Origin of the sequence: Pseudorhodoplanes sp., assembly GCA_032027085.1 — a bacterium.
GTDB lineage: Bacteria > Pseudomonadota > Alphaproteobacteria > Rhizobiales > Xanthobacteraceae > Pseudorhodoplanes.
Window position 1 is genome coordinate 3206449 of sequence record JAVSMS010000001.1, and the last position, 23295, is coordinate 3229743.

A 23295-nucleotide genomic window follows, 5' to 3' on the forward strand; every position below is an offset into this window, starting at 1 on the left:
TCCGGATATGAGGGTGAGCCCGTGGCGGGCGCTGTGTGGTTCGTTTTCTCCCTGCTGCGGCGCGTACCGCGCCGTCATATTGTTGCAGTCACCCTACGCTTTGACATTAGCGACGATAAGACGCTAAATACGAACCGCATTGTTGCAGATCATTAAACAATAGAGTCCGCGATGGACCGTTTCCGGACCATGGAAAGCTTCGTGCGGGTGGTGCGGGCGGGCAGTTTCACTATCGCCGCTAACCAGCTCGGGCTCTCGCGCGCATTGGTCTCGCGTCACGTCAGTGATCTCGAAACACGGCTGGGCGTGCGCCTGCTCAATCGTTCGACCCGCTCGCTCAATCTGACCGAAGAAGGGCAATCCTATCTGGAATTCTGCGAGCAGCTTTTTCGGGACGTTGAAAGCAAGGAGCGGCTCATTGTCCGAACGCGCACCGAAGCGGTGGGCACGCTGAAACTGACGGCGCCAAAATCCTTCGGGGCCATACATCTGTCCGACGCCGTCATCGCCTTCGCGGGCACGCAACCCAGGCTGCGCGTCTCATTGATCCTGGAGGATGTGTCAATGCGGCCGGGAGAGTTCAGCGAAAAGGGGCTTGATCTTGCCCTGCGGATCACCTCCGCCCGGAACGCGTCCTTCGTCGAGGAGGAGATCGCGCCGATCGACTGGATCGTCTGTGCCTCGCCGGAATATCTCGCGCGCAGAGGCCGTCCAGCCACGCCTGCCGAGCTCACCGATCATGCCTGTCTCGTGCATGTGAATGTGCTGCCGAGCGATCACGTCTGGCGTTTTGAGGGACCGAAGGGGGGCCAGTCGGTCAAGGTCAGGGGTGCCTTCATGTCCAACAGCGCACTCGCGCTACGCAAGGCGGCATTGGCGGGACTGGGCATCACCTTGGTGCCGCGTTATGCGGTTGTCGAGGATCTGGCAAATGGTGCGTTGTCAGCCGTACTTCCACGCTACAGGACAACGCCGCGCCCGCTTCTCGCCGTGTATCCGCGCGCGCCGGCGGTGCCGCAAAAGGTGCGCAGCTGCATTGATTTCCTGAACGACTGGTTCGCCGCGCGTAACGTCAATCGCGCGGCGGGGCTCAGGCCCTAATTGCCTTGGCGCAGCCGCGCCAGCAGCTTGACGCCGGCATATCCATCTGCAGGCTCCATGCCGACCTTGCGCTGATAATTGCGTACCGCCTTCATGGTCTCCAACCCGACACGGCCATCGGTGCCATTGGTATTGAAGCCGAGCGCCGTTAGCCGCCGCTGGATTTCCTGCACTTCAGCCAGCGTCGGCGCTCGTTCGCTGCCGGGAAAAGTCTGCAAAAATGGCTCGCCGCCGAGAATGCGGTCGCCGAGATGACAGATCGCGAGCGCATAATTCATCGAAGGATTGTAGCTCTTCACCGCCTCGAAATTCTGCCCGATCAGAAAAGCCGGGCCGCCGGCGACCGGCACCCAGAGTTTCGCCGAAGCGCTCGGCATGGAATAGGGTTTGCCGTCGGCGCGGACCACACCAAGCTGCTGCCACGCGGCATAACTGCGCGTGCCATTCGCAGCGTTCGCGGCCCGCACCTCATAGCCCCACGGCTCGCCGCGCCGATAGCGGCCGCGCTTCAGGAGATATTTGCAGGTGCCGGCCAGCGCATCATCAGGCTTGCCGAACGGTGAGGCCCGGCCGTCGCCGTCATAATCAAAGCCGATATTGAGCCACACCTCCGGCATCCATTGCGTGTGTCCCATCGCGCCGGCCCACGAGCCGCGCATGTCCTGCGGCGTGCTCCAGCCGCGTTCAATGATAACCAGCGCATTGAGCAATTCGGTTTCCCAATAGCTGCGGCGGCGCGGCTCCCCCCAGGCGAGAGCGGCCAACGCCGGGATCACCGGACGCATGTGGTTCTGATGTACGATGGGGTCGCCGAACGCCGTCTCCATGCCCCACAGGCCGAGCAGGATAGAGGGCGCGACGCCAAAATCTTTCTCCAGACGGGTGAGCAGAGGACGCACCTCGCGCAGCCGCTCCTTGCCGGTCATGATGCGCCAGTCGGAGACACGCCGGTTGAGATATTGCCAGAGCTGTTCGCGGAATTCCGGCTGGGAGCGTTGCAGGGTGAATACGCCCATGTCCGGCTTCAGGTTGCCCATCACGCGATTGTATGTCGCTTCCGAAATGCCGCGCTTCAACGCGCGCGGACGAAAGGCGATGATCCACTGCTCGAACGTTTGCTGCGCGGATTGCGCCAGCGTCGAAAGTGGTGACGCCAGCAGCGTGCATGATGACAGCGCGGAAACGAGCAGCGCGCGGCGTGTCGGCTTCGAATCGGGAAGGGGGCTCATCCTGCAATCCTATTCATGGAGGCCTTCGCTGCAATGAACGAGCCGATTGCCTGTGGTCGCGAGGCCGCCTCTGACGGTCACCGCGCTTGCCGGCATCCGAGCCGAGACTTGAAAGGAAAAGGCCTAAAGGGTGGTGCCCGGCCCGGGCCGCGCTGAGCAAGGTGGTCCTAGCCAGTTTGGAGGGGTCAAAGCGTGGTTGCCAGAAAGGCAACCAGGGCAACTCCCAGAATCCAGGTCAAGGTAAGAGCCGGTTCAAATTCGCTGTCTGCCTGCCGCCAGTCGCGGTTGGACCCGTCTTGCGCCATGGGTGCGTCCCGGGATCAGACCCGTGTGCCTTACAACCTTGAAACCGCCGCGCGGTTCCCGCGGAACCTTGCCTTGTTGCAGCCGACATTCAGACTGATGAAGCTGCACCCGGACGCGGCCGGCGTCTGGTTCAGGGGACATGGTTTCGGATATGGCGTTGGGCCGTCTTGCGACAATTTTCCTGCTGCTGACGGCGCTCGCCGGCTGCGGCTTTGGCCTTTCACCGGACAGCATAGGCGCCATTCCGGCCGCCGAGCGGCGCGACCTGCCTGGGCACGTCTATCTGCTGCGCGGTCTCATCGGCGACGTGTTCTCATTGGGCATGGACGATCTTGCTGCGAAGATCCAGAAGCGGGGCGTCAAGGCTTCGGTTCATGGCGTGTCGGCCGCGCGGTTTCTTGCCGACGATATCATCAAGGAGTATCGCGCCGATCCCGCGCATGCTCCGATTATGCTGATCGGACATTCGACCGGCGGCGACGAGATCATTGCGATGGCCGAGCGGCTGAAGGCTGCGAATGTTCCGGTTGCGCTTGCGGTCGGATACGATCCGACGCGCATAGCGGGCGATGTGCCGTCCAACGTGGAATTGTTCATCAATCTCTATCAGGCCACCAATCTGATTGGTGGCGGACGCGCGACTCCGGGGCGCGGCTTCCGCGGACGTCTTGTGAATGTCGATCTGCGTCAGCGCAGGGAGATCGTGCATATCACGCTGGACAAGTCCCCCGTCATTCATGCGCTCTTGATCGACAAGATCGTCGGCATTGCCGAGCTCGCGGCAGAAAGCCGTGAGTCGGCGCAGGCGAGCGCGTCAGCAAAGACATCACGCCGCCGCGACTCTCAGTCCTCTGACATCAGGCCGCTGGTAATGAAATATGTGATCCCGGCAAATGCGCGGATCGAATTGTGGGACAGCGCAATTGCTGAGACTGTTGCAGATGACGACACGCTTAACTCGATTGCTTCACGCACCGGCGCACCCGCCTGGGCCATCGCGCAAATCAACAATCTTGACGAGAATGCGTCGCTGCAACCTGGACGCAAATTGACGATCCCGCGCAACGCTGTGACGCGGGATCGGGCGAAAAATGACGGTTCTTCCGACACGGCGATCGGTGCCGCGCGCATAAAGCCGTCATCGTCTTCAATTCATTGAAAATTCTGCTCGGAACCTTACCGAATGGGCATTGTTGTCTTTCGTGCACGGACCGAAGCACAGGAGATGAACTATGTCTGACATGAGGGATCCCAGGCTGGACCCCAGCCACCCCGACTATCGCAATCCAAAAGCGAGCTATGAACCGGACGGGATGAACTGGAGCTGGATTCTCGGCGGAATCGGCGCTCTGGTCGTGCTTCTGTTGGCACTGAGCTACTGGTCCGGAAGCGATCGCCAGACGGCCGGCGATACGACACCGCCCGCTACCACTACTGGTCAGGCGCCGAAGCCTACTCCACCGGCCACAACCGGGCAGGGGTCGACGCGTCCGACCTCGCCGCCGCCGAGTTCAAATCAGTAAAAACCATTTGTTTTCAGGCCCCGGCAGCGATGCCGGGGCCTGTCGTCATCAAAAAGGCCCGAAATATCGGGATATCCAACGACATTGCATCAAAAAATGCTTGGTATTGCTTCGCTTCTGAGTGCGAATCTCCTAATGCCTTTTTCTGTAGGCGCATCACGCGCTCTCGGAGAAACAACAAATGGCTGCCAAAAAAGCGCCCAGCGCGAAACCCAATCGTCCCGTTACACTCAAGCATCTCGCTCATGCGCTTGCTGAAAGCCATGAGCTGACGAAGAAGCAGGGCGAAGCTCTGCTCGGTGATCTCGTTGGAATGATCACCAAGCATTTGAAGAAGGGCGAGAAGCTCCGCCTCACCGGTCTTGGCATTCTGCAGGTCCGCAAGCGGGCAGCCCGCATGGGCCGCAATCCGGCGACCGGTGAAGCGATCAAGATCAAGGCCAGCAAGAAGGTGGCGTTCCGCGCCGCCAAGGAATTGAAAGAAGCGGTCTGATCGCTACACGACATGCGGTCGATTTCGAAACCCCGCGGGCCCGAGCCGGCGGGGTTTTCGCTTGCCGGGCTTGCGTGACTTCACAGGAATACATTCCAGCGTGCGCCGGCAAGCGCGAAGGGATATTTGTCATCGCTGAAGGCGCGAGAAAGAGCTGGCGCTCCCTAGCGGAATCGAACCGCTCTCTCCACCGTGAAAGGGTGGCGTCCTAACCGATAGACGAAGGGAGCTTCTGCTCATGGCCGCGCCGGGGGCGCGTTGAGGCTGTGGGTATAGTCACCCGGGCCCCGACAGGCAAGCAGCCTGTCGCTACCATTTGCCGGAATTTGGCATCGACTTCCAAGGCTCTTGCGGCGGCAGCGGGTCGCCCTTCTGCAGCAATTCGATGGAATGGTGATCGGGTGAGCGAACAAAGGCCATCTGGCCGTCCCGGGGCGGCCGATTGATGGTGACTCCGGCCGCCATCAGGCGCTGGCAATGTTTGTAGATATCGTCAACCTCGTAGGCGAGGTGGCCGAAATACCGTGCTTCTCCGTAATCCTCGGTGTCCCAGTTATAGGTGAGCTCGACCAGCGGCGCCCCGCGATGGCCCTCGGCCTTCGCCACGCCGACCAGCTTCTCGTCCTCGGGAGCGGCGAGGAAGACGAGGGTGTAGCGGTTCTTCTCATCCACCCGCCGGCTGGTCTCCTTCAGGCCGAGCTTGTTCACGTAAAAATCCAGCGCCGCATCCAGATCGCGGACACGCAGCATGGTGTGCAGAAACTTCATGCGAATTCTCCTCGAAGCGCGGGCAGGGCTCATCACCGAATTAGGCGAAGCGCGGATGAGGTCAATAGACCCGCCCGAAGCCCGCATGTGGATAGGGGCGGCGGCGCTCTTGTGCCGCCCGGATGTTCCCGATACGTCCCGACAAGGTCAATGGAGTGACGTCATGCAGAAAATAGACTTGGACGCGATGTCGATCGAGGAACTGGCGGCGTTGCGCGACAACGCCACCGTGAAGCTGGCGGAAAAGGTCGCCGCGCGCCAGCAGGAACTCGAAGCCGAACTGGAAAAACTGTCCGCCTATGGCGGCAAGCCTCGCAAGACGCCGTCGCCCAAATCGGCAAAAGAGCCGGCGAAGGAGCAGAAAGACCCGGTCGCCAAGGCCGCGTGAGACAAGGCTGCGTGATAAATGGTCCGTTGAACGGGGCCCTTCGGGCCCCCGAATGCGTTTGTCGTCATCTGCCTGCATCTTGCAACCAGGCGCATGATGACAAAGATGCACGGTCATGATCCAGCTGCCGCACTGATCGTCCTCGCATGATCGCTCCCGATCTCACGACCGCCATCGACCGTCTGCGCGAACTGGTCGAGGAATCCGACATGGTGGTGCCGTTCACGGGCGCCGGCATTTCGACCGAATGCGGCATCCCGGATTTCAGATCGCCGGGCGGGCTCTGGACCAAGACGCAACCGATTCCCTTCGACGACTTCATGGCGCGACAGGACATGCGCGACGAGGCCTGGCGGCGCCGCTTTGTCATGGACACCTATTTCGCGAATGCGAAACCGGGACGCGGGCACCTCGCTCTGGCCAGTCTCTATCGCCTGGGCAAGGTGCCGGCGGTGATCACGCAGAATATCGACAATCTCCACCAGGTTTCAGGTGTCTCGCACGGCGACGTGGTGGAATTGCATGGAAACACCACCTTCGCCACCTGCATCGGCTGCGGGACGCGCTACGAACTGGACTGGGTCAAGCAGAAATTCGACGCGGAGGGCGGCCGCGCCCCCGATTGCGCCTGCGGCGGCCATATCAAGACGGCGACGGTGTCATTTGGGCAGGCGATGCCAGACGATGCGATGCTGCGCGCCGACGAACTTTCCAGCTCGTGCGACCTTTTCCTGTCAATCGGCTCTTCGCTTGTGGTGTGGCCCGCGGCTGGATTTCCGCTGCGGGCGAAGCAGCGAGGCGCGCGGCTGGTCATCGTCAATCGCGAGCCGACGGAATTCGACGAGATGGCCGATCTCGTTATTCGCAACGATATCGGCGACGTATTCGGTCCTTTCATTGCGCAATGATTCGCGCCGCGTGCGCGCGCATGGCGGTCAAGCGAACTTGTGCACAGCTCTTACAATCTCTTGCGCGACCACATTTTCCACTTTTTCCTCGGCGTCGCAGTGTTATCTTTAAACACATAGAGATTCGTTCAAGCGCCCTTGAAGAGGCGCCAGGAAAGCGGCGGCGCGAAGAGAGTCATGGCGTCGGACGGATTGGGGCCAAAAATGCCCGGCGCAACTTACGGTCTGGGGCCGGACCGAGGCGTCAACGAGCAGGATATCCACGTCTCGGATGAGACCGCGGCGAATATCGTCGAAATCTCCGGCGTCATCAAATGGTTCGATGTGTCGAAGGGTTTTGGCTTTATCGTCCCGGACAACGGGATGCCTGATGTTCTCCTGCACGTGACCTGCCTGCGACGTGATGGTTTCCAGACCGCCTATGAGGGGGCGCGGGTCGTCTGCGAAGCTCTGCAGCGGCCGCGGGGGCTTCAGGCGTTCCGGGTTCTGTCAATGGATGAATCGACCGCGATCCATCCGGCACAATTGCCGCCGCCTCGCACGCATGTGACCGTGACACCGACCAGCGGGCTTGAGCGGGCCGTGGTCAAATGGTTCAATCGCTTGCGCGGCTTCGGTTTTCTCACGCGCGGTGACGGCACTCCGGATATTTTCGTGCATATGGAGACGTTGCGCCGCTATGGAATCACCGAACTGCGCCCTGGTCAGACCGTTCTGGTGCGGTTTGGTCCCGGACCGAAGGGTATGATGGCTGCGGAAGTGCAGCCCGATGGCGGACCACACGGACCCGCCTCGCATTAGGCAGGGTGGTTGCGTGCTGCGATCTGGTCGGGAGTGGTGTGCGAGGCGGCGCCTGTGTCGGGTGGCCGCCTTTGTCATTCTGGCGCTGCTGGCCTGGCCTGCCGTTGCGGCCGACCAGAATACACTTGAGATCGTCAGCAAGTCCGGCGTGCATGTGTTTTCGGTCGAAGTCGTTTCCAACGATGCTGACCGCGCAAAGGGGCTCATGTTCCGCAAGGAATTGCCGGAAGGACGGGGCATGCTGTTCGATTTCCAGCGCGACCAGGAGATCGCGATGTGGATGAGGAACACCTACATACCGCTGGACATGATCTTCATTGCCGGGGACGGACGCATCAGGCGCATTGCCGAAAACACCGAGCCGATGTCGGAACGTATCATTCCGTCAGGCGGACCGGTTCGCGGCGTGCTGGAAGTCATTGGTGGAACGGCGCGCCGATTGGGCATCGCGCCGGGCGATCGGGTGGCCCATCCGATATTTTCGGGGCGCTAGAACCAATTCCGATCAGGCCACATTGACCCGGCGTTCGTCCCTGTGCCCCGATCTTCGCTCGCTTTGCGAACTTCGGCGGGTTCGAGTCCGCCGAAGCGCAGAGCGCGAAGGCGGAAAGCGGGGGGCCTGAGGCAAATTGCGTTGGATTCCCACTGGAGCCTGCACTTGGGGCTGCTCCGCGCGGACCGGGGTGCAGAAGTCATGTGGCACTTGCTGAGAGACAAGTTGCTGTACGTGCTCAAAGCTGTCGCTCCGCTGATTAGCGCAGTCCTGGTGCTTCAGATCACGATTGTTCAGGCGCCCGCTGAATTATTTCTGCAATTTCTGGCGGGTTCGGTGCTGGCGGTGGTCGGCATGATGCTGCTCTTTGTCGGCATCGACCTCGGCATATTGCCAATGGGCCGATTTGTCGGAGCCGAACTGCCCAAGAAGGGCTCGCTGGCGCTGATCCTCGCCGTGACCTTTTCGCTCGGCTTTGCGACGACCATCGCCGAGCCCGATGTGCTGGTCCTGTCACGGCAGGTCGATGTCGTATCGCAGGGCACGATCCCCGGGCAGGCAGTGCTGTATGTGATCGCTCTCGGTCTCGCCGTCTTCGCGGCGCTGGCGATGGCGCGAATCATCTTTGGCTGGCCGATGGCCTATCTGCTGACGGCCGCATATTCGGTCATGCTTGTTCTTTCGTTCTTTGCGCCTGCTGAATTCATCCCGCTGGCCTATGACGCGGGCAGCGTAACGACCGGCGTCTTGTCCGCCCCGATCGTGATCGCGCTGGCGATTGGCCTCAGCTCCGTTCTGGCGGGGCGTTCGGCCGTGTCTGACGGTTTCGGACTTCTGGGATTTGCCTCTGCTGGGGCAATTATCGCCATCCTGCTGATGGGAATGCTGCTGTCATGATTGATGTCTGGCTGGCCGAGATCGCGGAGACGATATGGAGCGTGACGATTGCGGTTGTTCCATTGGCGATTCTTTTTCTGCTCTTTCAGATCTTTCTTCTGAGATTGCCGCGCAGAGAAGTCGCAGACATCCTGAAGGGCACGGTGATTGCAGCGGTCGGCCTTTTCTTGTTTCTGCTCGGAATTGCCATTGGCTTTCTTCCATTCGGACGCCTCATCGGTGAGGCGCTCGGCGCGATGGACCAGGTATGGCTTTTCGTGCTCGCGGGATTGTTGCTCGGATTCGTGACCACATGGGGGGAGCCTGCCGTGCGCATTCTGGCGGAGCAGGTGGAGGAGGCCTCGAATGGCTCCATTCGCGGACCGGTGGTTTTGCTCGCGGTCTGCCTCGGGGTCGCGCTCTGGGTGGGGCTCGGGCTGATAAAGATCGCCTTTGGGATACCGCTGCTGTATCTGCTCGTGCCGGGCTACACTTTGGTCATCCTTATGATGTGGCGCAGCGAGCAGGATTTCGTCGCGGTTGCCGTGGATGCCGGCGGTGTTGCCACCGGACCCCTGGCGAACACGTTTCTCCTGGCCTTTGCGCTGGGCGCGTCCGCCGCAATGGAGGGGCAGAACCCTGTCGTTGATGGTTTGGGTTTCGTCGCGCTGATTGCGCTTGCCCCCATCATGTCGGTCATGATGCTGGGCTTCTTCTTTCGCCTGAAGACCCGCGAACGGGAGTAGATCACATGCACAATCCCTGCCTGATAGTCAGCATCGTTCGAAAGGGCTGGGGGGATACGGTCCTGGAAGCAACAATGAAAGCCGGTGCGCATGGCGGCACCGTGCTGTTTGGACGGGGAATCGGACGCAACGAGCAGCAGAGGGTCTTCGGCATCCAGATCGAGCCGGAAAAGGAAATCGTCCTCACGGTTGTTCCCCGTGAGATCAAGGAGGCCGTGCTTCAGGAGATCGTGCGGGCGGCGCAATTGACTGTGCCCGGTCACGGTCTCGCTTTTGTCGTGCCGGTCGAGGCGGTGGCCGGCATCGTGCATCTCGTGGAGGAGCGGCCTTCGTAATGGTCGCGACTTGCGGCCGGCGCCGGTCAGGTCGCGGTGGTCTTCCAGGCCCTCGGGTCCCTCACGACAAGCGCATCACACGGCAATTCCTCCATGATCTGCTTGGCGACACTGCCGATCAGCACGTCAAAGAACGCACTGCGCCCGTGCGTTCCCAAGACGACAAGATCGATGTCTCTGTCGCGCACATAGTCTCGCAAGAGCGCGCTCGGTGTTCCGAACTCGATGAGAGGCCGCGCACGTTTTCGGATCGCCGCGCCGGAGGGGATGGAGTTGAGAAACGCGTCATATTCCTGCTGGACGGAGTCTTGATAGTCCCGGCGATATGTTGCGGGATCGGTCGCGAGCCCGCTCATCACCGGATCGTAGGCATGGAAGATCGTCAGCGGATCTGACGGAAAATAACGGTCCGCCGCTTCGAGGGCATGGCGCGAGGATTCGGAGAAATCGGTTGCCACGAGGATGTGATGATAATGCCGTCTCGCCCTGTTCTTGACGACCAGGACGGGTAGAGGTGAATCGCGAAGCAGGCGGTCTATTGTCGTTCCCAGAAGGAAGCGTCCAAGCGGTTCGTCGCGGGCGACGCCGGTGATGATGAGATCGCAGTCTCGCGCCTCGGCGGTCCGCAGGGTCGCATCGGCCGGATTGCCCTCGTCGATGACGATCGTCGCCGTATTCGCCACCGGACCGACGTCGTCGATGAGCTGCCTTTGAGCAATTTTGAATGGATCGGGCGGACGCTTCCAGGACGGCAGAACAATATCCGTGTCCCAGGAGCGGACATCTTCGAGGACATTTAGAATGATGAGCTTGGCTTGCCACAGCTCAGCGAGCAGCACCGCCCGGTCCAGTGCACGGTCGCAGCGCGGGCTGAGATCCGTGGCAAGCAGGATTTTTTTGGGTGGTCCGCTCATCCAGCGCGGCGCGTTCATATGGCAATCCTTCCGCTTTCGTCTGACTCAAATGATTGAGAAATATCCGTTCGCTCGTCGTCCGGAAACCGAGGGATATTATGGCTGCGACAATCGGCTCCAGCATGTCATTTAACGATAGCAAAGTTGAATATTTTGAGAATTCTCAATCCGCCTTCTCAATGATTGTGGAAGATTAAATTGTCGCGCCGGCTGCATCCGATTCTGAAACAGGCGTATCTTTTCCCGCATGCAGGGCATATCCGAGGATTCCGCAGATGCAATTGCGCGCACGCCGCACCACCACGCGGTTGGTGATGTTCTGGCGGCTTTGCAGACCCACGCCGAGTCGGGCTTAGACCCGGCAGAGGCCGCGCGGCGTCTGGCGCGCTACGGCAGAAACGAGCTTGCCACCACGGCGCCGCGGCCGACATGGCGGAAATTCCTCGACCAGTTCACCTCTCTGCTGGTGATTCTATTGCTCGTGGCGGCGGCGATTTCAGCCGGCCTCTGGCTTTACGAACGCGAGTCCGTGCTGCCCTACGAAGCCATCGCGATTTTCGTCATCGTCATCCTCAACGCCTTCATGGGCTACATCCAGGAAGCCCGGGCCGAACGGGCCGTCGCGGCGCTGCGGGATCTGTCGGCCGCGCGCGCCAAGGTGCTCCGCGGCAATACAAGGCAAGTCATCTCGGCGACCGAGCTCGTTCCGGGCGACATCATTTTCGTCGAGGAAGGGGACACCATTCCGGCTGATGCGAGGCTGATCCAGTCTACCGCCCTGCAGACGGCTGAGGCCGCGCTTACGGGCGAGAGCCTGCCGGTTTCAAAGGACACCACCCCGGTCGTCGGTGAAGCGGAAGTCGGCGATTGGCACAACATGGTGTTTGGCGGCACCACGGCCGTTTACGGACACGGCCGCGCCGTCGTGACGGCGACCGGAATGCGGACGCAGATGGGCCGGATTGCCGACATCCTTGAGAGGGCGCCGGACGAGACGACGCCGCTCCAGAAAGAACTCGACCGCGTCGGCAGGATAATCGCGGTCACGGTCGTGGTGATCGCCACGGCAATGATCGGCACCATCTTGCTTGTCAACGAAGTGCATGGCTTCCGCGATTTGTTCGACGTGCTGATCCTGGGGGTCGCGCTTGCAGTTGCCGCCGTTCCGGAAGGATTGCCAGCCGTCGTCACGGCCGTTCTCTCCCTTGGTGTCCAGCGCATGGCGAAGAAGAACGCCATCATTCGGCGCCTCGCCGCCGTGGAAACGTTGGGCTCGGCGACGGTCATTGCTTCGGACAAGACCGGCACGCTGACGCGAAACGAGATGACGGTGCGGCGGGTCGTCACGGCAAGCGGCTGCGCCAATTTGTCGGGCACGGGTTATGTGCCGAACGGCAAGGTGGATCTTGTCGGCGGTCAATTGGACAGCGGCGCTTTGCAGTTCGAGCTTGTCCGCGCCTTGTCTGCGGCCGATCGGGCCAGCAATGCCGCATTGCAGGAATGCGACGGAGACTGGATCGTGCGGGGCGACCCGACAGAAGGGGCACTGATTGTGGCAGCGCGCAAGGCCGGCCTGTCGGCGGGATCGCTGGCCGCGCGTTTTTCCCGGGTCGGGGAAGTGCCATTCTCTTCCGAACGCAAGCTGATGAGCACGGTGCATACCGATGCGGAACGGAATGAACGTCTGATCGCAGTCACCAAAGGGGCGCCGGATGTTCTGCTTGGACGCTGCTCGCATGAACTTGTCGGCAAGGATGCGGTACCGCTGACCGACGCGCGGCGGTCCGAGATCGTGGCAAGTAACGATGCATTGGCAGCGGAGGCGCTGCGCACGCTTGGCGTTGCCTTCCGCTCGCTGCCGATCGATGCGATGGGAAGCGATTCATTCGATGAAGATGTAGAGCGCGACCTCGTCTTTCTCGGCCTGATCGGCATGATGGACCCGCCGCGACAGGAAGCGCGCGACGCCGTTGCGCGTGCGAGTGCAGCAGGAATTCGCTCCATCATGATTACGGGAGATCATCCGAGGACGGCGGCCGTCATTGCCGCGGAACTCGGCATAGGGTCCGGGCAGCGTGCCGTCAGCGGTGCCGAGCTTGCAGCGATGTCGGATGAAGACCTCGACCGGACGATGCGGGATGTGTCGGTTTATGCGCGCGTCAATCCCGAGCACAAATTGCGGATCGTCACCGCATTGCAGCGGGCAGGCGAAACGGTTGCGATGACGGGAGACGGTGTCAACGACGCGCCGGCGCTCAAAGCAGCCGATATCGGCGTGGCAATGGGTATCACCGGAACCGACGTTTCCAAGGAAGCCGCCGATATGGTGCTGGCGGACGATAACTTTGCCACCATCGTCGCTGCCGTCGAGGAAGGGCGGGCGATCTTCTTCAATATCAGAAAGTTCCTGCGCTACCTGCTCTCGTCGAATATCGGAGAGGTTGCGACCATGTTTTCCGGCGTGCTCCTCGCCGACATGATCGGACTGTCTGTCGCAGGAGACAGCGGCCTCGTGCTTCCGCTGCTGGCGACGCAGATATTGTGGATCAATCTGGTTACGGACGGGGCGCCCGCGCTTGCGATCGGCGTCGACCCGGCAGATCCTGGCGTGATGACGCAGCCGCCGCGCCCGCGCGGTGAAGGCGTGATCACAGCCCGCATGTGGGCCGGCATCTTCTTTGTCGGAATCATCATGGCAGCAGGGACGCTTCTCGTGCTCGACGCCTCCCTGCCGGGAGGACTGATCGAAGGGTCCGGCACCGTCGCCTACGGTCAGACGATGGCTTTTACGACCCTCGTGATGTTCCAGCTTTTCAACGTCTTCAATGCGCGCTCGGACGAGGAAAGCGCATTTTCGAGACTGTTCAGCAATGGCTGGCTCTGGGCCGCGGTCGCGCTTTCGCTGCTGCTGCATGTCGGCGTGATCTATACGCCGTTCCTGCAGGAGGCATTCTCAACCGTGGATCTGAGCCTCCGCGATTGGCTGTTTTGCACGGCCGTCGCCAGTTCGGTGCTGTGGCTGCGCGAACTCAGCAAGATTATGACAGGGGCATTCCGATCGTCATCCTCGCCCCGAGACGTCGCTCAAAGCCCCAGCCGGGGGTGAAATTCACCGCCAGTTCCGACAGGCGGTCAACCCGGCCTTGCGGAACGGGAGCAAAAACCCTATGCCAACTGGGCCTTTGGCGGCATCGGGGCATAGCGCAGCCTGGTAGCGCATCTGCTTTGGGAGCAGAGGGTCGCAGGTTCAAATCCTGCTGCCCCGACCAGCCTTCGGGCTATGGCTTGGCAAGCGGCCCGAATGCGAACGGTGAAGGCTGTCGCGCCAGAGCCTTGGCGAGGGCGGACGACAGCCGTGGGTCGAGATTGAGGTCTGATAGGAAGAATATGACAGCCCGCATCTACAAACCGGCGCGTACTGCGATGCAGTCCGGCACTGCCAATACCAAGGACTGGGTTCTGGATTACGAACCCGGCGCGCCGCGGGTGGTCGAGCCGCTGATGGGCTGGACCAGCTCCACCGACATGAACAGCCAGGTGCGGCTGCGCTTCGCCAGCAAGAAAGAGGCGATCGCATATTGCGAGCGGCACGGCATTGCCTATCAGGTGGCGGAGGACAAGGCGCCGACGCGCCGGACCATCGCCTATGCCGACAATTTTGCATTTCAACGCCGGGGAATGTGGACTCATTAGAGTCAAAGTCCCCGGACCCGAGCAGGGGCGATCGATGACATCGAATCTGCGTTTTCAGAATCCGGCGACGCTGTCGAAGCCGCCTGGCTACAGCCATGTCGTCGAGGTGATCGGGCCGGGGCGCATTGTCTATATTGCGGGTCAGCTCGGCCTTGACCGCGACGGCAATGTTGTCGGCGCGCCCGGCGATTTTCGCGCACAGATCACGCAGGCGTTCGAGAATCTGAAACTGGCGCTGGCCTCGGTCGGCGCGGGATTCGAGCATGTGGTGAAGATCACGAATTATCTGACCGACATGTCGCATCTGCCGATCTTCCGCGAGGTGCGCGACAGCTATTTCAACATGGCGGCGCCGCCGGCCAGCACGACCATCGAGATTTCTAAATTTGCCCGGCCCGGCGCGCTATTCGAAATCGAAGCCGTGGCGGTGCTGCCAGTGTGAGCGAATTTTCGAACCAACCACCCTAATTCTGGCGAACGTCGGAATTGGACACTAGGCCTTTTGAGGTAGGCTGCGCGGGCCGGTCGCGTCATTTTTGCGGCGGTTTTTCTGCTAATGTTGCTCGACGAATTATCTGCGGTGACGACGAATTATCTGAGGTGACACTGTACTTTTGCAGAGGCATCAGGTGTCAGGAACGGTCGGCAGGCGGATGCGATTTCTGGTGAGATCGTTGTGTCTCGCCGTTGTTGCCCTGTCGGCGCCGCTCGCGGCCGAACCTGTGTCGGTCGATCGCAGTGTGAAGGCACAATCCGGCCGCGACGTGCGCGTGGGCGTTTTCACCAGTCTCAAATCCGACTGCACGGCGGGACAATTGCCCACCCTGCGTCTCAAGGAGACGCCGAAAAACGGAACGGTGACCGTCAAGCAGGGGCGCTGGCGCGCCACCAACATCAAGCGATGCCTGGCGACGGAAGTGCCGGCCTTCATCGCGATCTACCGCTCGCAGCCGGATTTTTCCGGCAGCGACGAACTGGTGCTGGAGGTCGTGACTGCAAATGGCAAGATTCAACTGCAACGCATTCAAGTCACAGTCGAAAAGCCGCCGGCCGGGCAGTCGCTCTGAGCTGCAAAAATCTGGGAATTTGCTGTTAACTATTTGAAATGACAATATTTTTGGCGACCCCGGGAGGACTCGAACCTCCGACCAACAGCTTAGAAGGCTGCTGCTCTAATCCACTGAGCTACGGGGCCGCATCTGCAAACACATATCGGCAGAGTGGGACGGGCGCCAGCGCCCTGTATGGCGACAATTTGAGCGCATGGTTTGAACCGTCGGCGTCTCCCGCGCGACAAAAAACGTCTCATGCCGTCACGAACCCGACAATTTTTACCGCTGACCTGATGAAACCCCGCCGGCCTCGATTCTGACCTGCCGGCCGGCACCGGGGAGGAGGATTCTGCCCATGTTTGCGCATCTCCGTGCGGGCCTTGCCGCCGCGCTCGTCGCCTTTGCGTGTCTGCCTGCGGCCGCGGCCGACAAATCGTTCGAGCGCGACGATCTCGCGCAAGCCGCGATCCGGCTCGAAGCGCAGATCAAAAGCGATGCGGGACAGGTCGGAAAATCCGCCGCGCAATTGCGCAAGGAGATCGACGCCGCCTTCCAGCGCAACGATTTCCGCGGCGGCCTGCAGCTTGTCGGGCAGCTCGCGGCGATTGCGCCGCAGGATGCGTCGAACTGGCTGCGGCTCGCCCGCACCGTCCAGCAGATCAGGCCGGCCAACAGCAGCGAAAGGACCATGCTGCTGGAGCGGTCCGGCACCGCCGGCTATCTCGCCTACAAGCGCACCAAGGACCGCGGTGAGGAAGCCGACGCCCTGGCCATCATCTCGAACAGCTACGCGGAGCGGAAAATCTGGCGACCGGCGCTCGATGCGCTGCGGCTGTCGCTCGATCTGCGCGAAGTGGCGGAGCTGCGGGCGCAATATGAGAAGATGCGGGAAGATCACGGTTTCCGTCTCCTCGACTACAGTGTTGATGCGGATTCAGCGTCTCCTCGGGCCTGTTTCCAGTTTTCCGAAAGCCTTCCCGGGCGGCGGACGGATTTCTCACCCTTCGTCGCCGTCGAGGGGCAGGACCGGCCGGCGATCACCGTCGATGACAAGCAGCTTTGTGTCGAAGGCCTGAAACATGGCGAGCGCTATCAGGTGACTTTGCGCACCGGCATGCCGTCGACGGTCAAGGAAACCCTGGCGCGCTCTGCCGAAATGAATGTCTATGTGCGCGACCGCAGGCCGCTGGTGCGTTTCACCAACAAGGCCTATGTGCTGCCGCGGACCGGCCAGCAGGGCATTCCCGTCGTCAGCGTCAATACGCGCGCCGTCGAGATCGAGATCTATCGGGTCGGCGACCGCAATCTCCTCAACACCGTACTCGACAGCGACTTTCAGCGCGCGCTTTCGCGCTACGAGATCGAGCGGCTCGCCGATCAGCAGGGTGTCAAGGTCTGGAATGGCGAACTCGCCGTCGAGCAGACGCTGAATGCCGACATCACGACCGCTTTTCCCGTCGATCAAGCGGTGGGTGAGCTGCAGCCCGGCGTCTACGTGATGACGGCGACGCCGAAGGGGCTGCCGTCCGACGACGATTACGGGTCTCTGGCGACGCAATGGTTCATCGTTTCCGATCTTGGACTGACATCCTTCTCGGGCAATGACGGCATCCATGCCTTTGTACATTCGCTCGCCAGCGCCGAACCGAAGGGCCAGGTCGAGGTGCGGCTGCTGTCGCGCAGCAATGAGGTGCTTGCGACCAAACGCACCGATGCGAACGGGTACGTTCAGTTCGAAACCAATCTGGCGCGCGGCGAGGGCGGGGCGTCGCCGGCGCTTCTGGTCGCATCCGACGGCAAGACGGATTACGCATTCCTCAGCCTGAAAGCGCCGGCCTTCGATCTCACCGATCGCGGCGTGGCGGGCCGGCGCACGCCGGCCGGGCTCGATGCCTATGTCTATACCGAACGCGGCGTCTATCGCTCCGGCGAGACCGTGCACATCACCGCGCTTCTGCGCAATGCCGCGGGCGTTGCCGCGCTGAACGCGCCGCTCACGCTTGTGGTGGAGCGGCCGGACGGCGTCGAATATCGCCGCGTCACGTTGCAGGATCAGGGATTGGGCGGGCGCTCGCTCGATCTGCCGATCACAGCGTCGGCGTCGACCGGAACCTGGCGGATCCGCGCGTATACAGATCCGAAGCGCCCTGCCATCGGCGAGACCGCCTTCATGGTCGAGGACTATGTGCCCGACCGTCTCGAATTCGAATTGAAGGCGCAAAGCGAGAAGATCGCGCGCGATATTCCGGCCGAGATCGCACTTGAGGGCCGCTTCCTCTATGGTGCACCCGCCGCCAATCTCGACCTCGAAGGCGAGGTGAACATCGTCCCGGCGAAATCGCTGGCCGGATTTGCCGGCTATCAGTTCGGCGTTGCCGACGACGAATTCTCGGCCGAGCAGCAATCGCTGGACGACCTGCCGCAGACCGACGAGCAGGGCAACGCGCATTTCACGGTCAATCTTGACAAGGTGCCGGCGATGCAACGCCTCTTGGAAGCGCGCATCACCGTGCGCATGGCGGAATCCGGCGGCCGCGCGGTCGAACGCAAGATCACGCTGCCGGTGACGCCCGGCGGCAACATGATCGGTGTCAAGCCGCTCTTTTCCGGCAAGGCGCTCGGCGAGAATGATCAGGCTGCTTTTGACGTCGTCATGGTGCAGCCGGACGGCAAGGCCGTGGCGCGTCAGGGCCTGCGCTATGAACTCTTGAAGATCGAGTCGCGCTACCAATGGTACCGGCAGGGCGGAAGCTGGAATTTCGAGCCGATCAAGTCTGCCCGCCGTATCGCTGATGGCACGATCGACACTGCCGCGGGAACGCCCGGCCGGATTTCCCTGCCGGTGACCTGGGGCCGCTATCGTCTCGATGTGTCTGATGTCAATGGCGCGATGACATCGGTGTCGTTCGATGCAGGCTTCTATGCAGAGGCGACAGCCGACACGCCCGACCTGCTCGAATTGGCGCTCGACAAGCCGGAATACCGCGCGGGCGAGGCGATGAATGTCGCCGTCACTGCGCGCAGCGCCGGCCGCGTTACCCTGCATGTTGTCGGCGATCGCATGATCGCGACACAGACCGCCGAGGTGAAGCCCGGCCTGAATACTGTGAAGCTCGCTGTCGGAAAGGACTGGGGCAACGGCGCCTATGTGGTCGCGACCTTGCGGCGGCCGCTCGATGTGCAGGCCAAACGCATGCCGGGCCGCGCCATCGGCGTGCAATGGTTCTCGGTCGATCGCAAGGCGCGCACGCTGGCGCTCGACATGCAGACGCCGGATGTCATGCGGCCGAATTCGCCGCTGCGCATCCCGGTGAAAGTCGGCGGTCTCAACGCCGGAGAAGAGGCACGTATCGTCATTGCCGCTGTTGACGTCGGCATTCTCAATCTCACCAATTACAAGCCGCCTGCCCCCGACGAATACTATTTCGGCCAGCGCCGCCTCTCGGCGGAGGTGCGCGACCTCTACGGCCAACTCATCGACGGCATGCAAGGCACGCGCGGGCAGATCCGTTCCGGCGGCGACGGCGGCGCACCCGCTTTGGAAGGCTCGCCGCCGGTGCAGAAGCCACTGGCCTTGTATTCCGGAATTGTCACCGTGAAGCCGGACGGCACAGCGGAAGTCGTGTTCGACATTCCCGCTTTTGCCGGGACCGCGCGGGTGATGGCGATTGCCTTCAGCCGCGACAAGCTCGGCGCGGCGACAAAGGATGTGATTATCCGCGATCCGGTAGTGGTGACCGCGACCTTGCCGCGCTTCCTGCTCACCGGCGACCGCGGCACGCTGCATGTCGAGATCGACAATGTCGAAGGCGAGGTGGGCGACTATCTCGTTTCCGCGAAAACGGAAGGGGCCGTCGCTATCGAGGGCACGGGTCAGCGCCCCATCTATCTGCGCGCCAAGCAGCGGGACCGTTTGTCGCTTGCGCTCACCGGCTCATCCGCCGGTGCAGGTGAGGTGAATATCCGTGTCACCGGCCCGAACGGCTTCTCGAGCGAGCGCACTTACCCCATCCCTGTGAAGCCGGCGACGCAGGTGGCGACGCGCCGGACGGTGAAGCCGATCGCCAAGGGGGAAAGCGTCACGCTGTCGAACGATCTGTTCGACGATCTGGTGCCGGGTTCGGGACAGCTGGCGATCTCGGTGGCGCCGTCGACCGCGCTCGACGCGGCTACCTTGCTCAAGGCGCTGGACCGCTACCCGTTCGGCTGCTCGGAGCAGATCACCAGCCGCGCATTGCCGCTGCTCTATGTGAATGAATTGGCTTCGAGCCAGCAACTCGCGCTCGACACCGATGTCGACCAGCGCATCCGCGATGCCATCGATCGCCTGCTGGCGCGGCAGGGCTCGAACGGCTCCTTCGGCCTGTGGTCGGTCGGCGGCGACGAGCCCTGGCTCGATGCCTATGTCACGGATTTTCTGACGCGGGCGCGCGAGCGCGGGTTCGTCGTGCCGGACGTGGCGTTCAAGCTGGCGCTTGATCGGTTGCGCAACTTTGTCGCCACCGCGCCGGAGCCCGGCAAGGATGGCGGCCGCGATCTGGCCTATGCGCTCTATGTGCTGGCGCGCAACGGGAACGCGCCGCTGGGCGACTTGCGCTACATCGCCGACACCAAGCTTGGCGATCTTGCTACGCCCATCGCCAAGGCGCAGATCGCGGCGGCGCTCGGCTTCCTCGGGGACAAGCCGCGCGCCGAACGTGCCTACAATGCTGCGCTCGACGCCATTGCGCCGCAGCCGAAGCTGCAATTCGGGCGCACCGATTTCGGTTCGGTGCTGCGCGATGCAGCGGCTTTGGTGACGCTCGCCTCGGAAGGCAATGCGCCGCGCCAGACGGTGAGCGGTGCGCTGTCGCGCATCGATGCCGCACGCAATCTGTCACCCTACACGTCCACGCAGGAGAATGCCTGGCTGGTGCTGGCGGCGCGTGCGATCAGCAAGGACAAGGGCGGCGTCTCGCTGAATGTGAACGGCGAAGCGCGGCAAGGTCCGCTGTTCCGTAACATGACGGCGGCGTCGCTGCAGACTGCGCCTTTCATCGTGACGAATAGCGGAGAAGGCGACGTGCAGGCGGTGATTTCGGTCAGCGGTGCGCCGCTGGTTCCCGAGCCGGCCGCCGAGCATGGCTTCAGCATCCAGCGGGACTATTACACCCTTGATGGCGAGCAGACCGACATCGCGCAGGTGACGCAGAACCAGCGTTTCGTGGTGGTGCTGAAGGTCACCGAGCAGCAGCCGCAATTCGGGCGCATCATCGTCGCCGATTATCTGCCGGCCGGATTTGAGATCGACAATCCGCGTCTCGTCTCCTCCGGCGACACCGGCACGCTGGACTGGATCGAGAATGCGCAGGAGCCGGTGCATTCCGAATTCCGCGATGACCGTTTCACCGCGGCCTTCGAGCGCCAAGCCAAGGATGCGCCCGTCTTCAGTGTCGCCTATGTCGTGCGCGCCGTCTCGCCCGGCAGATATGTCGTGCCGCAGGCCTATGTGGAGGACATGTACCGGCCCGACCGGTTCGGCCGTGCGGCGACCTCCGAGATGGATGTGACGGCGGCGCGATGAGGGCGTTTCGCATCATCGCCGCTCTTGCAGGCACCGCGCTGTTTGGCGTGGTGTTCGTCTTCGCCTGCTGGGTCGTGGCGTTGGGGCCGGCACCGTGCGGAGAGAGTGTCGTTTTCTCCAAGCAGGTGCTGGATCGTGACGGCTGGCTGTTGCGGCCCTATGCGACGCCCGACGGGCGCTGGCGCATGCAGGCGGGCGTCGAGGATGTCGATCCGCGTTTTCTGAAGATGCTGATTGCCTACGAGGACAAGCGCTTTTACGCGCATCGCGGCGTTGATCCGCTTGCTGTGGTGCGCGCCGCGTATCAGTTCGTCAGGCATGGCCGCATCGTGTCCGGCGGCTCGACGCTGACGATGCAGGTGGCGCGGCTGCTGGAGCCGCGCCGCGAGCGCTCGCTGACGGCCAAGCTGCGGCAGATGGTGCGGGCGGTCGAACTTGAGGCCGTGCTGTCGAAGGACGACATACTCTCGCTCTATCTCAGTCTTGCGCCTTATGGCGGCAATCTGGAAGGAATCCGCGCCGCATCTTTCGCCTATTTCGGCAAAGAGCCGCGCCGGCTGGCGTTGCATGAAGCGGCCTTGCTGGTCGCCTTGCCGCAATCGCCGGAAACACGGCGGCCCGACCGCGCGCCGGACATGGCGCGCATGGCGCGCGATCGTGTGCTCGATCGCATTGCGGAGGACGTGCAGATTCCGGCCGACGAAATTGCGTTGGCAAAAGCCGAGCCGGTGCCGCATGCGCGCAAGCCGATGCCGCATTTTGCGCCGCATGCCGCCGATCGGGCGATCAGCGCCGCGCCGGATGCGCCCGTGCACAAGCTGACGCTTGATCTGCATTTGCAGAAGAATCTGGAACTTCTCGCGCATGAACGTGCGCAAGCGTTGGGGCCGGTTATTTCGGTTGCGATCGTGGTGATCGATCATGCCTCCGGTGAGATTCGCGCGCGCGTGGGATCGGCGGATTATTTCGACGAGCGCCGGGCCGGGCAGGTGGACATGACACAGGCTGTGCGGTCGCCGGGCTCCGCGCTGAAGCCGTTCATCTATGGTCTCGGATTTGAAGACGGACTTGTGCATCCGGAAACACTGATCGAGGATCGGCCGCTGCGCTACGGCAATTACGCGCCGGAAAATTTCGATCTGACCTTTCAGGGCACGGTGATGGTGCGCAAGGCGCTGCAATTGTCGCTGAATGTACCGGTCATCGCCTTGCTCGACAAAGTGGGCGCTAACCGGCTGACGGCGCGGCTGGCGCAGGCGGGCGCGCCGCTGTCGCTGCCCAGGGGCGAAGTGCCCGGGCTTGCCATGGGGCTCGGCGGCGTCGGCGTGAAACTCGCCGACCTGACCATGCTATATGGGGGGCTCGCACGACTTGGAACCACCGTGTCCCTGGTCGAGCATGCAGAAGATGCGTCGCTCGTGCGTCCACCGCGTCGCCTGCTTGACCCTGTGGCGGCCTGGTATGTCGGCAACGTCCTGCTTGGAACGCCGCCGCCCGACAACGCGGTGCGCAACCGCATCGCTTTCAAGACCGGCACGTCATATGGCTATCGCGATGCATGGGCCGTGGGCTTCGACGGCGCGCGAACCATGGGCGTCTGGGTGGGACGGCCCGATGGGGCGCCGGTGCCGGGCATGACCGGACGTTCCGCCGCCGCGCCAATTCTGTTCGATGCATTTGCGCGCAGCGGGGAAATGATCCTGCCGCTGCCGCCAGCGCCAAAGGGCGTGATCTTCGCGGCCAATACCAAGCTGCCGCTGCCCTTGCAGCGCTATCGGCCCGACCGGCTGGCGGGCGATCCGGCCGAGCCTGCAATCCGCATCCTCTATCCACCTGACGGCGCCCGGATCGAGCTTGGCGAAGCGAACGGTGCAGCGGGACCGCTGGCGCTCAAGATTTCCGGCGGTGTCGAGCCACTGACCGTGCTGGTCAATGGCATGCCGCAGGCGGCGCAGAGAGGGCGGCGCACGCTCTTTGTCGATCCGGGCGGGCCGGGTTTTGTGCGGCTGACGGTGATGGACGCAAAAGGCACAACCGACAGCGTTGTTGTCCGGATGCAGTAGCTTCCGCTTTCCGCGCGGAACCCTTTTCTTTATATGGGTCGGG

The 23295-nt window shown here is 62.3% G+C and carries 20 protein-coding genes and 3 tRNA genes; 18 read left to right on the top strand and 5 right to left on the bottom strand.

Annotated elements, in window-relative coordinates:
• Positions 1–171: 171 nt before the first annotated feature.
• The gene (locus RO009_15470) at positions 172–1101 is read left to right on the top strand and encodes a LysR family transcriptional regulator (GenBank protein MDT3686435.1); all 930 of its coding nucleotides are present in this window, start codon (positions 172–174) and stop codon (positions 1099–1101) included.
• On the opposite strand, the gene RO009_15475 is transcribed toward RO009_15470, so the two are convergent.
• On the bottom strand, positions 1098–2330 hold the full coding sequence (locus tag RO009_15475) for a lytic murein transglycosylase (GenBank protein ID MDT3686436.1): 1233 nt from the start codon (positions 2328–2330) through the stop codon (positions 1098–1100). The two genes, RO009_15470 and RO009_15475, sit on opposite strands and share 4 nt — an antisense overlap.
• Before the next feature lie 445 nt (positions 2331–2775).
• Here RO009_15475 and RO009_15480 point away from each other — a divergent pair, with 445 nt between their 5' ends.
• The 3 genes from RO009_15480 to RO009_15490 all read left to right on the top strand — a co-directional run bounded on the left by RO009_15480 (position 2776) and on the right by RO009_15490 (position 4652).
• Positions 2776–3795 carry a LysM peptidoglycan-binding domain-containing protein gene (locus tag RO009_15480; GenBank protein ID MDT3686437.1) on the top strand — a complete coding sequence of 340 codons (1020 nt, stop codon included), beginning with the start codon at positions 2776–2778 and terminating at the stop codon, positions 3793–3795.
• Positions 3796–3868: 73 nt separating this feature from the next.
• A complete protein-coding gene (locus RO009_15485) occupies positions 3869–4159 on the top strand; it encodes a hypothetical protein (GenBank protein ID MDT3686438.1) in 291 nt (96 codons plus the stop codon).
• A 181-nt stretch (positions 4160–4340) separates the two neighbouring features.
• Positions 4341–4652, top strand: a complete 312-nt coding sequence (locus RO009_15490) for an HU family DNA-binding protein (GenBank protein ID MDT3686439.1) — start codon at positions 4341–4343, stop codon at positions 4650–4652.
• 155 nt (positions 4653–4807) lie between these two features.
• On the opposite strand, the gene RO009_15495 is transcribed toward RO009_15490, so the two are convergent.
• Both RO009_15495 and RO009_15500 read right to left on the bottom strand, forming a co-directional pair.
• Positions 4808–4882 (bottom strand) — tRNA-Glu (locus RO009_15495).
• Between the two features lie 79 nt (positions 4883–4961).
• Positions 4962–5420 (bottom strand): VOC family protein, encoded by a 459-nt coding sequence (locus tag RO009_15500; GenBank protein ID MDT3686440.1) that lies wholly within the window; start codon positions 5418–5420, stop codon positions 4962–4964.
• Positions 5421–5583: 163 nt separating this feature from the next.
• On the opposite strand from RO009_15500, the gene RO009_15505 reads away from it, so the two are divergent.
• The 7 genes from RO009_15505 (at position 5584) to RO009_15535 (ending at position 9967) form a co-directional block, all read left to right on the top strand.
• Positions 5584–5808 carry a hypothetical protein gene (locus RO009_15505; protein ID MDT3686441.1) on the top strand — a complete coding sequence of 75 codons (225 nt, stop codon included), beginning with the start codon at positions 5584–5586 and terminating at the stop codon, positions 5806–5808.
• A gap of 146 nt (positions 5809–5954) precedes the next feature.
• Positions 5955–6716, top strand: coding sequence for a Sir2 family NAD-dependent protein deacetylase (locus RO009_15510; GenBank protein ID MDT3686442.1), 762 nt, complete (start codon positions 5955–5957; stop codon positions 6714–6716).
• A 204-nt stretch (positions 6717–6920) separates the two neighbouring features.
• Positions 6921–7517, top strand: a complete 597-nt coding sequence (locus RO009_15515; protein ID MDT3686443.1) for a cold-shock protein — start codon at positions 6921–6923, stop codon at positions 7515–7517.
• A gap of 52 nt (positions 7518–7569) precedes the next feature.
• On the top strand, positions 7570–8010 hold the full coding sequence (locus RO009_15520) for a DUF192 domain-containing protein (protein ID MDT3686444.1): 441 nt from the start codon (positions 7570–7572) through the stop codon (positions 8008–8010).
• Between the two features lie 201 nt (positions 8011–8211).
• Positions 8212–8907, top strand: coding sequence for a DUF1538 domain-containing protein (locus RO009_15525; GenBank protein ID MDT3686445.1), 696 nt, complete (start codon positions 8212–8214; stop codon positions 8905–8907).
• Positions 8904–9632: a DUF1538 domain-containing protein gene (locus tag RO009_15530; protein MDT3686446.1), complete on the top strand. Its 729-nt coding sequence runs from the start codon at positions 8904–8906 to the stop codon at positions 9630–9632. The genes RO009_15525 and RO009_15530 overlap by 4 nt, the downstream gene beginning before the upstream one ends.
• A gap of 5 nt (positions 9633–9637) precedes the next feature.
• Entirely contained in the window at positions 9638–9967 is a 330-nt protein-coding gene (locus tag RO009_15535; GenBank protein MDT3686447.1) for a P-II family nitrogen regulator, read from the top strand.
• A 26-nt stretch (positions 9968–9993) separates the two neighbouring features.
• Here the strand turns inward: RO009_15535 and RO009_15540 are convergent, their stop codons facing one another.
• The gene (locus tag RO009_15540) at positions 9994–10899 is read right to left on the bottom strand and encodes a universal stress protein (GenBank protein ID MDT3686448.1); all 906 of its coding nucleotides are present in this window, start codon (positions 10897–10899) and stop codon (positions 9994–9996) included.
• A gap of 229 nt (positions 10900–11128) precedes the next feature.
• Between RO009_15540 and RO009_15545 the strand changes: the two genes are divergently transcribed.
• From RO009_15545 to RO009_15565, 5 genes are all read left to right on the top strand, one after another.
• Positions 11129–13987, top strand: coding sequence for a cation-translocating P-type ATPase (locus tag RO009_15545; protein MDT3686449.1), 2859 nt, complete (start codon positions 11129–11131; stop codon positions 13985–13987).
• 86 nt (positions 13988–14073) lie between these two features.
• A tRNA-Pro gene (locus tag RO009_15550) sits at positions 14074–14150 on the top strand.
• Between the two features lie 118 nt (positions 14151–14268).
• A complete protein-coding gene (locus RO009_15555; protein ID MDT3686450.1) occupies positions 14269–14574 on the top strand; it encodes an ETC complex I subunit in 306 nt (101 codons plus the stop codon).
• Between the two features lie 34 nt (positions 14575–14608).
• On the top strand, positions 14609–15016 hold the full coding sequence (locus RO009_15560; protein MDT3686451.1) for a RidA family protein: 408 nt from the start codon (positions 14609–14611) through the stop codon (positions 15014–15016).
• A gap of 223 nt (positions 15017–15239) precedes the next feature.
• On the top strand, positions 15240–15641 hold the full coding sequence (locus tag RO009_15565; protein MDT3686452.1) for a hypothetical protein: 402 nt from the start codon (positions 15240–15242) through the stop codon (positions 15639–15641).
• Positions 15642–15692: 51 nt separating this feature from the next.
• Here RO009_15565 and RO009_15570 read toward each other — a convergent pair.
• Positions 15693–15769: transfer RNA gene (locus RO009_15570), tRNA-Arg, on the bottom strand.
• 212 nt (positions 15770–15981) lie between these two features.
• On the opposite strand from RO009_15570, the gene RO009_15575 reads away from it, so the two are divergent.
• Both RO009_15575 and pbpC read left to right on the top strand, forming a co-directional pair.
• Positions 15982–21189 carry an alpha-2-macroglobulin gene (locus RO009_15575; GenBank protein MDT3686453.1) on the top strand — a complete coding sequence of 1736 codons (5208 nt, stop codon included), beginning with the start codon at positions 15982–15984 and terminating at the stop codon, positions 21187–21189.
• Positions 21186–23252, top strand: coding sequence for a penicillin-binding protein 1C (pbpC, locus tag RO009_15580; GenBank protein ID MDT3686454.1), 2067 nt, complete (start codon positions 21186–21188; stop codon positions 23250–23252). Before RO009_15575 ends, pbpC begins: the two co-directional genes overlap by 4 nt.
• Positions 23253–23295: the final 43 nt, after the last annotated feature.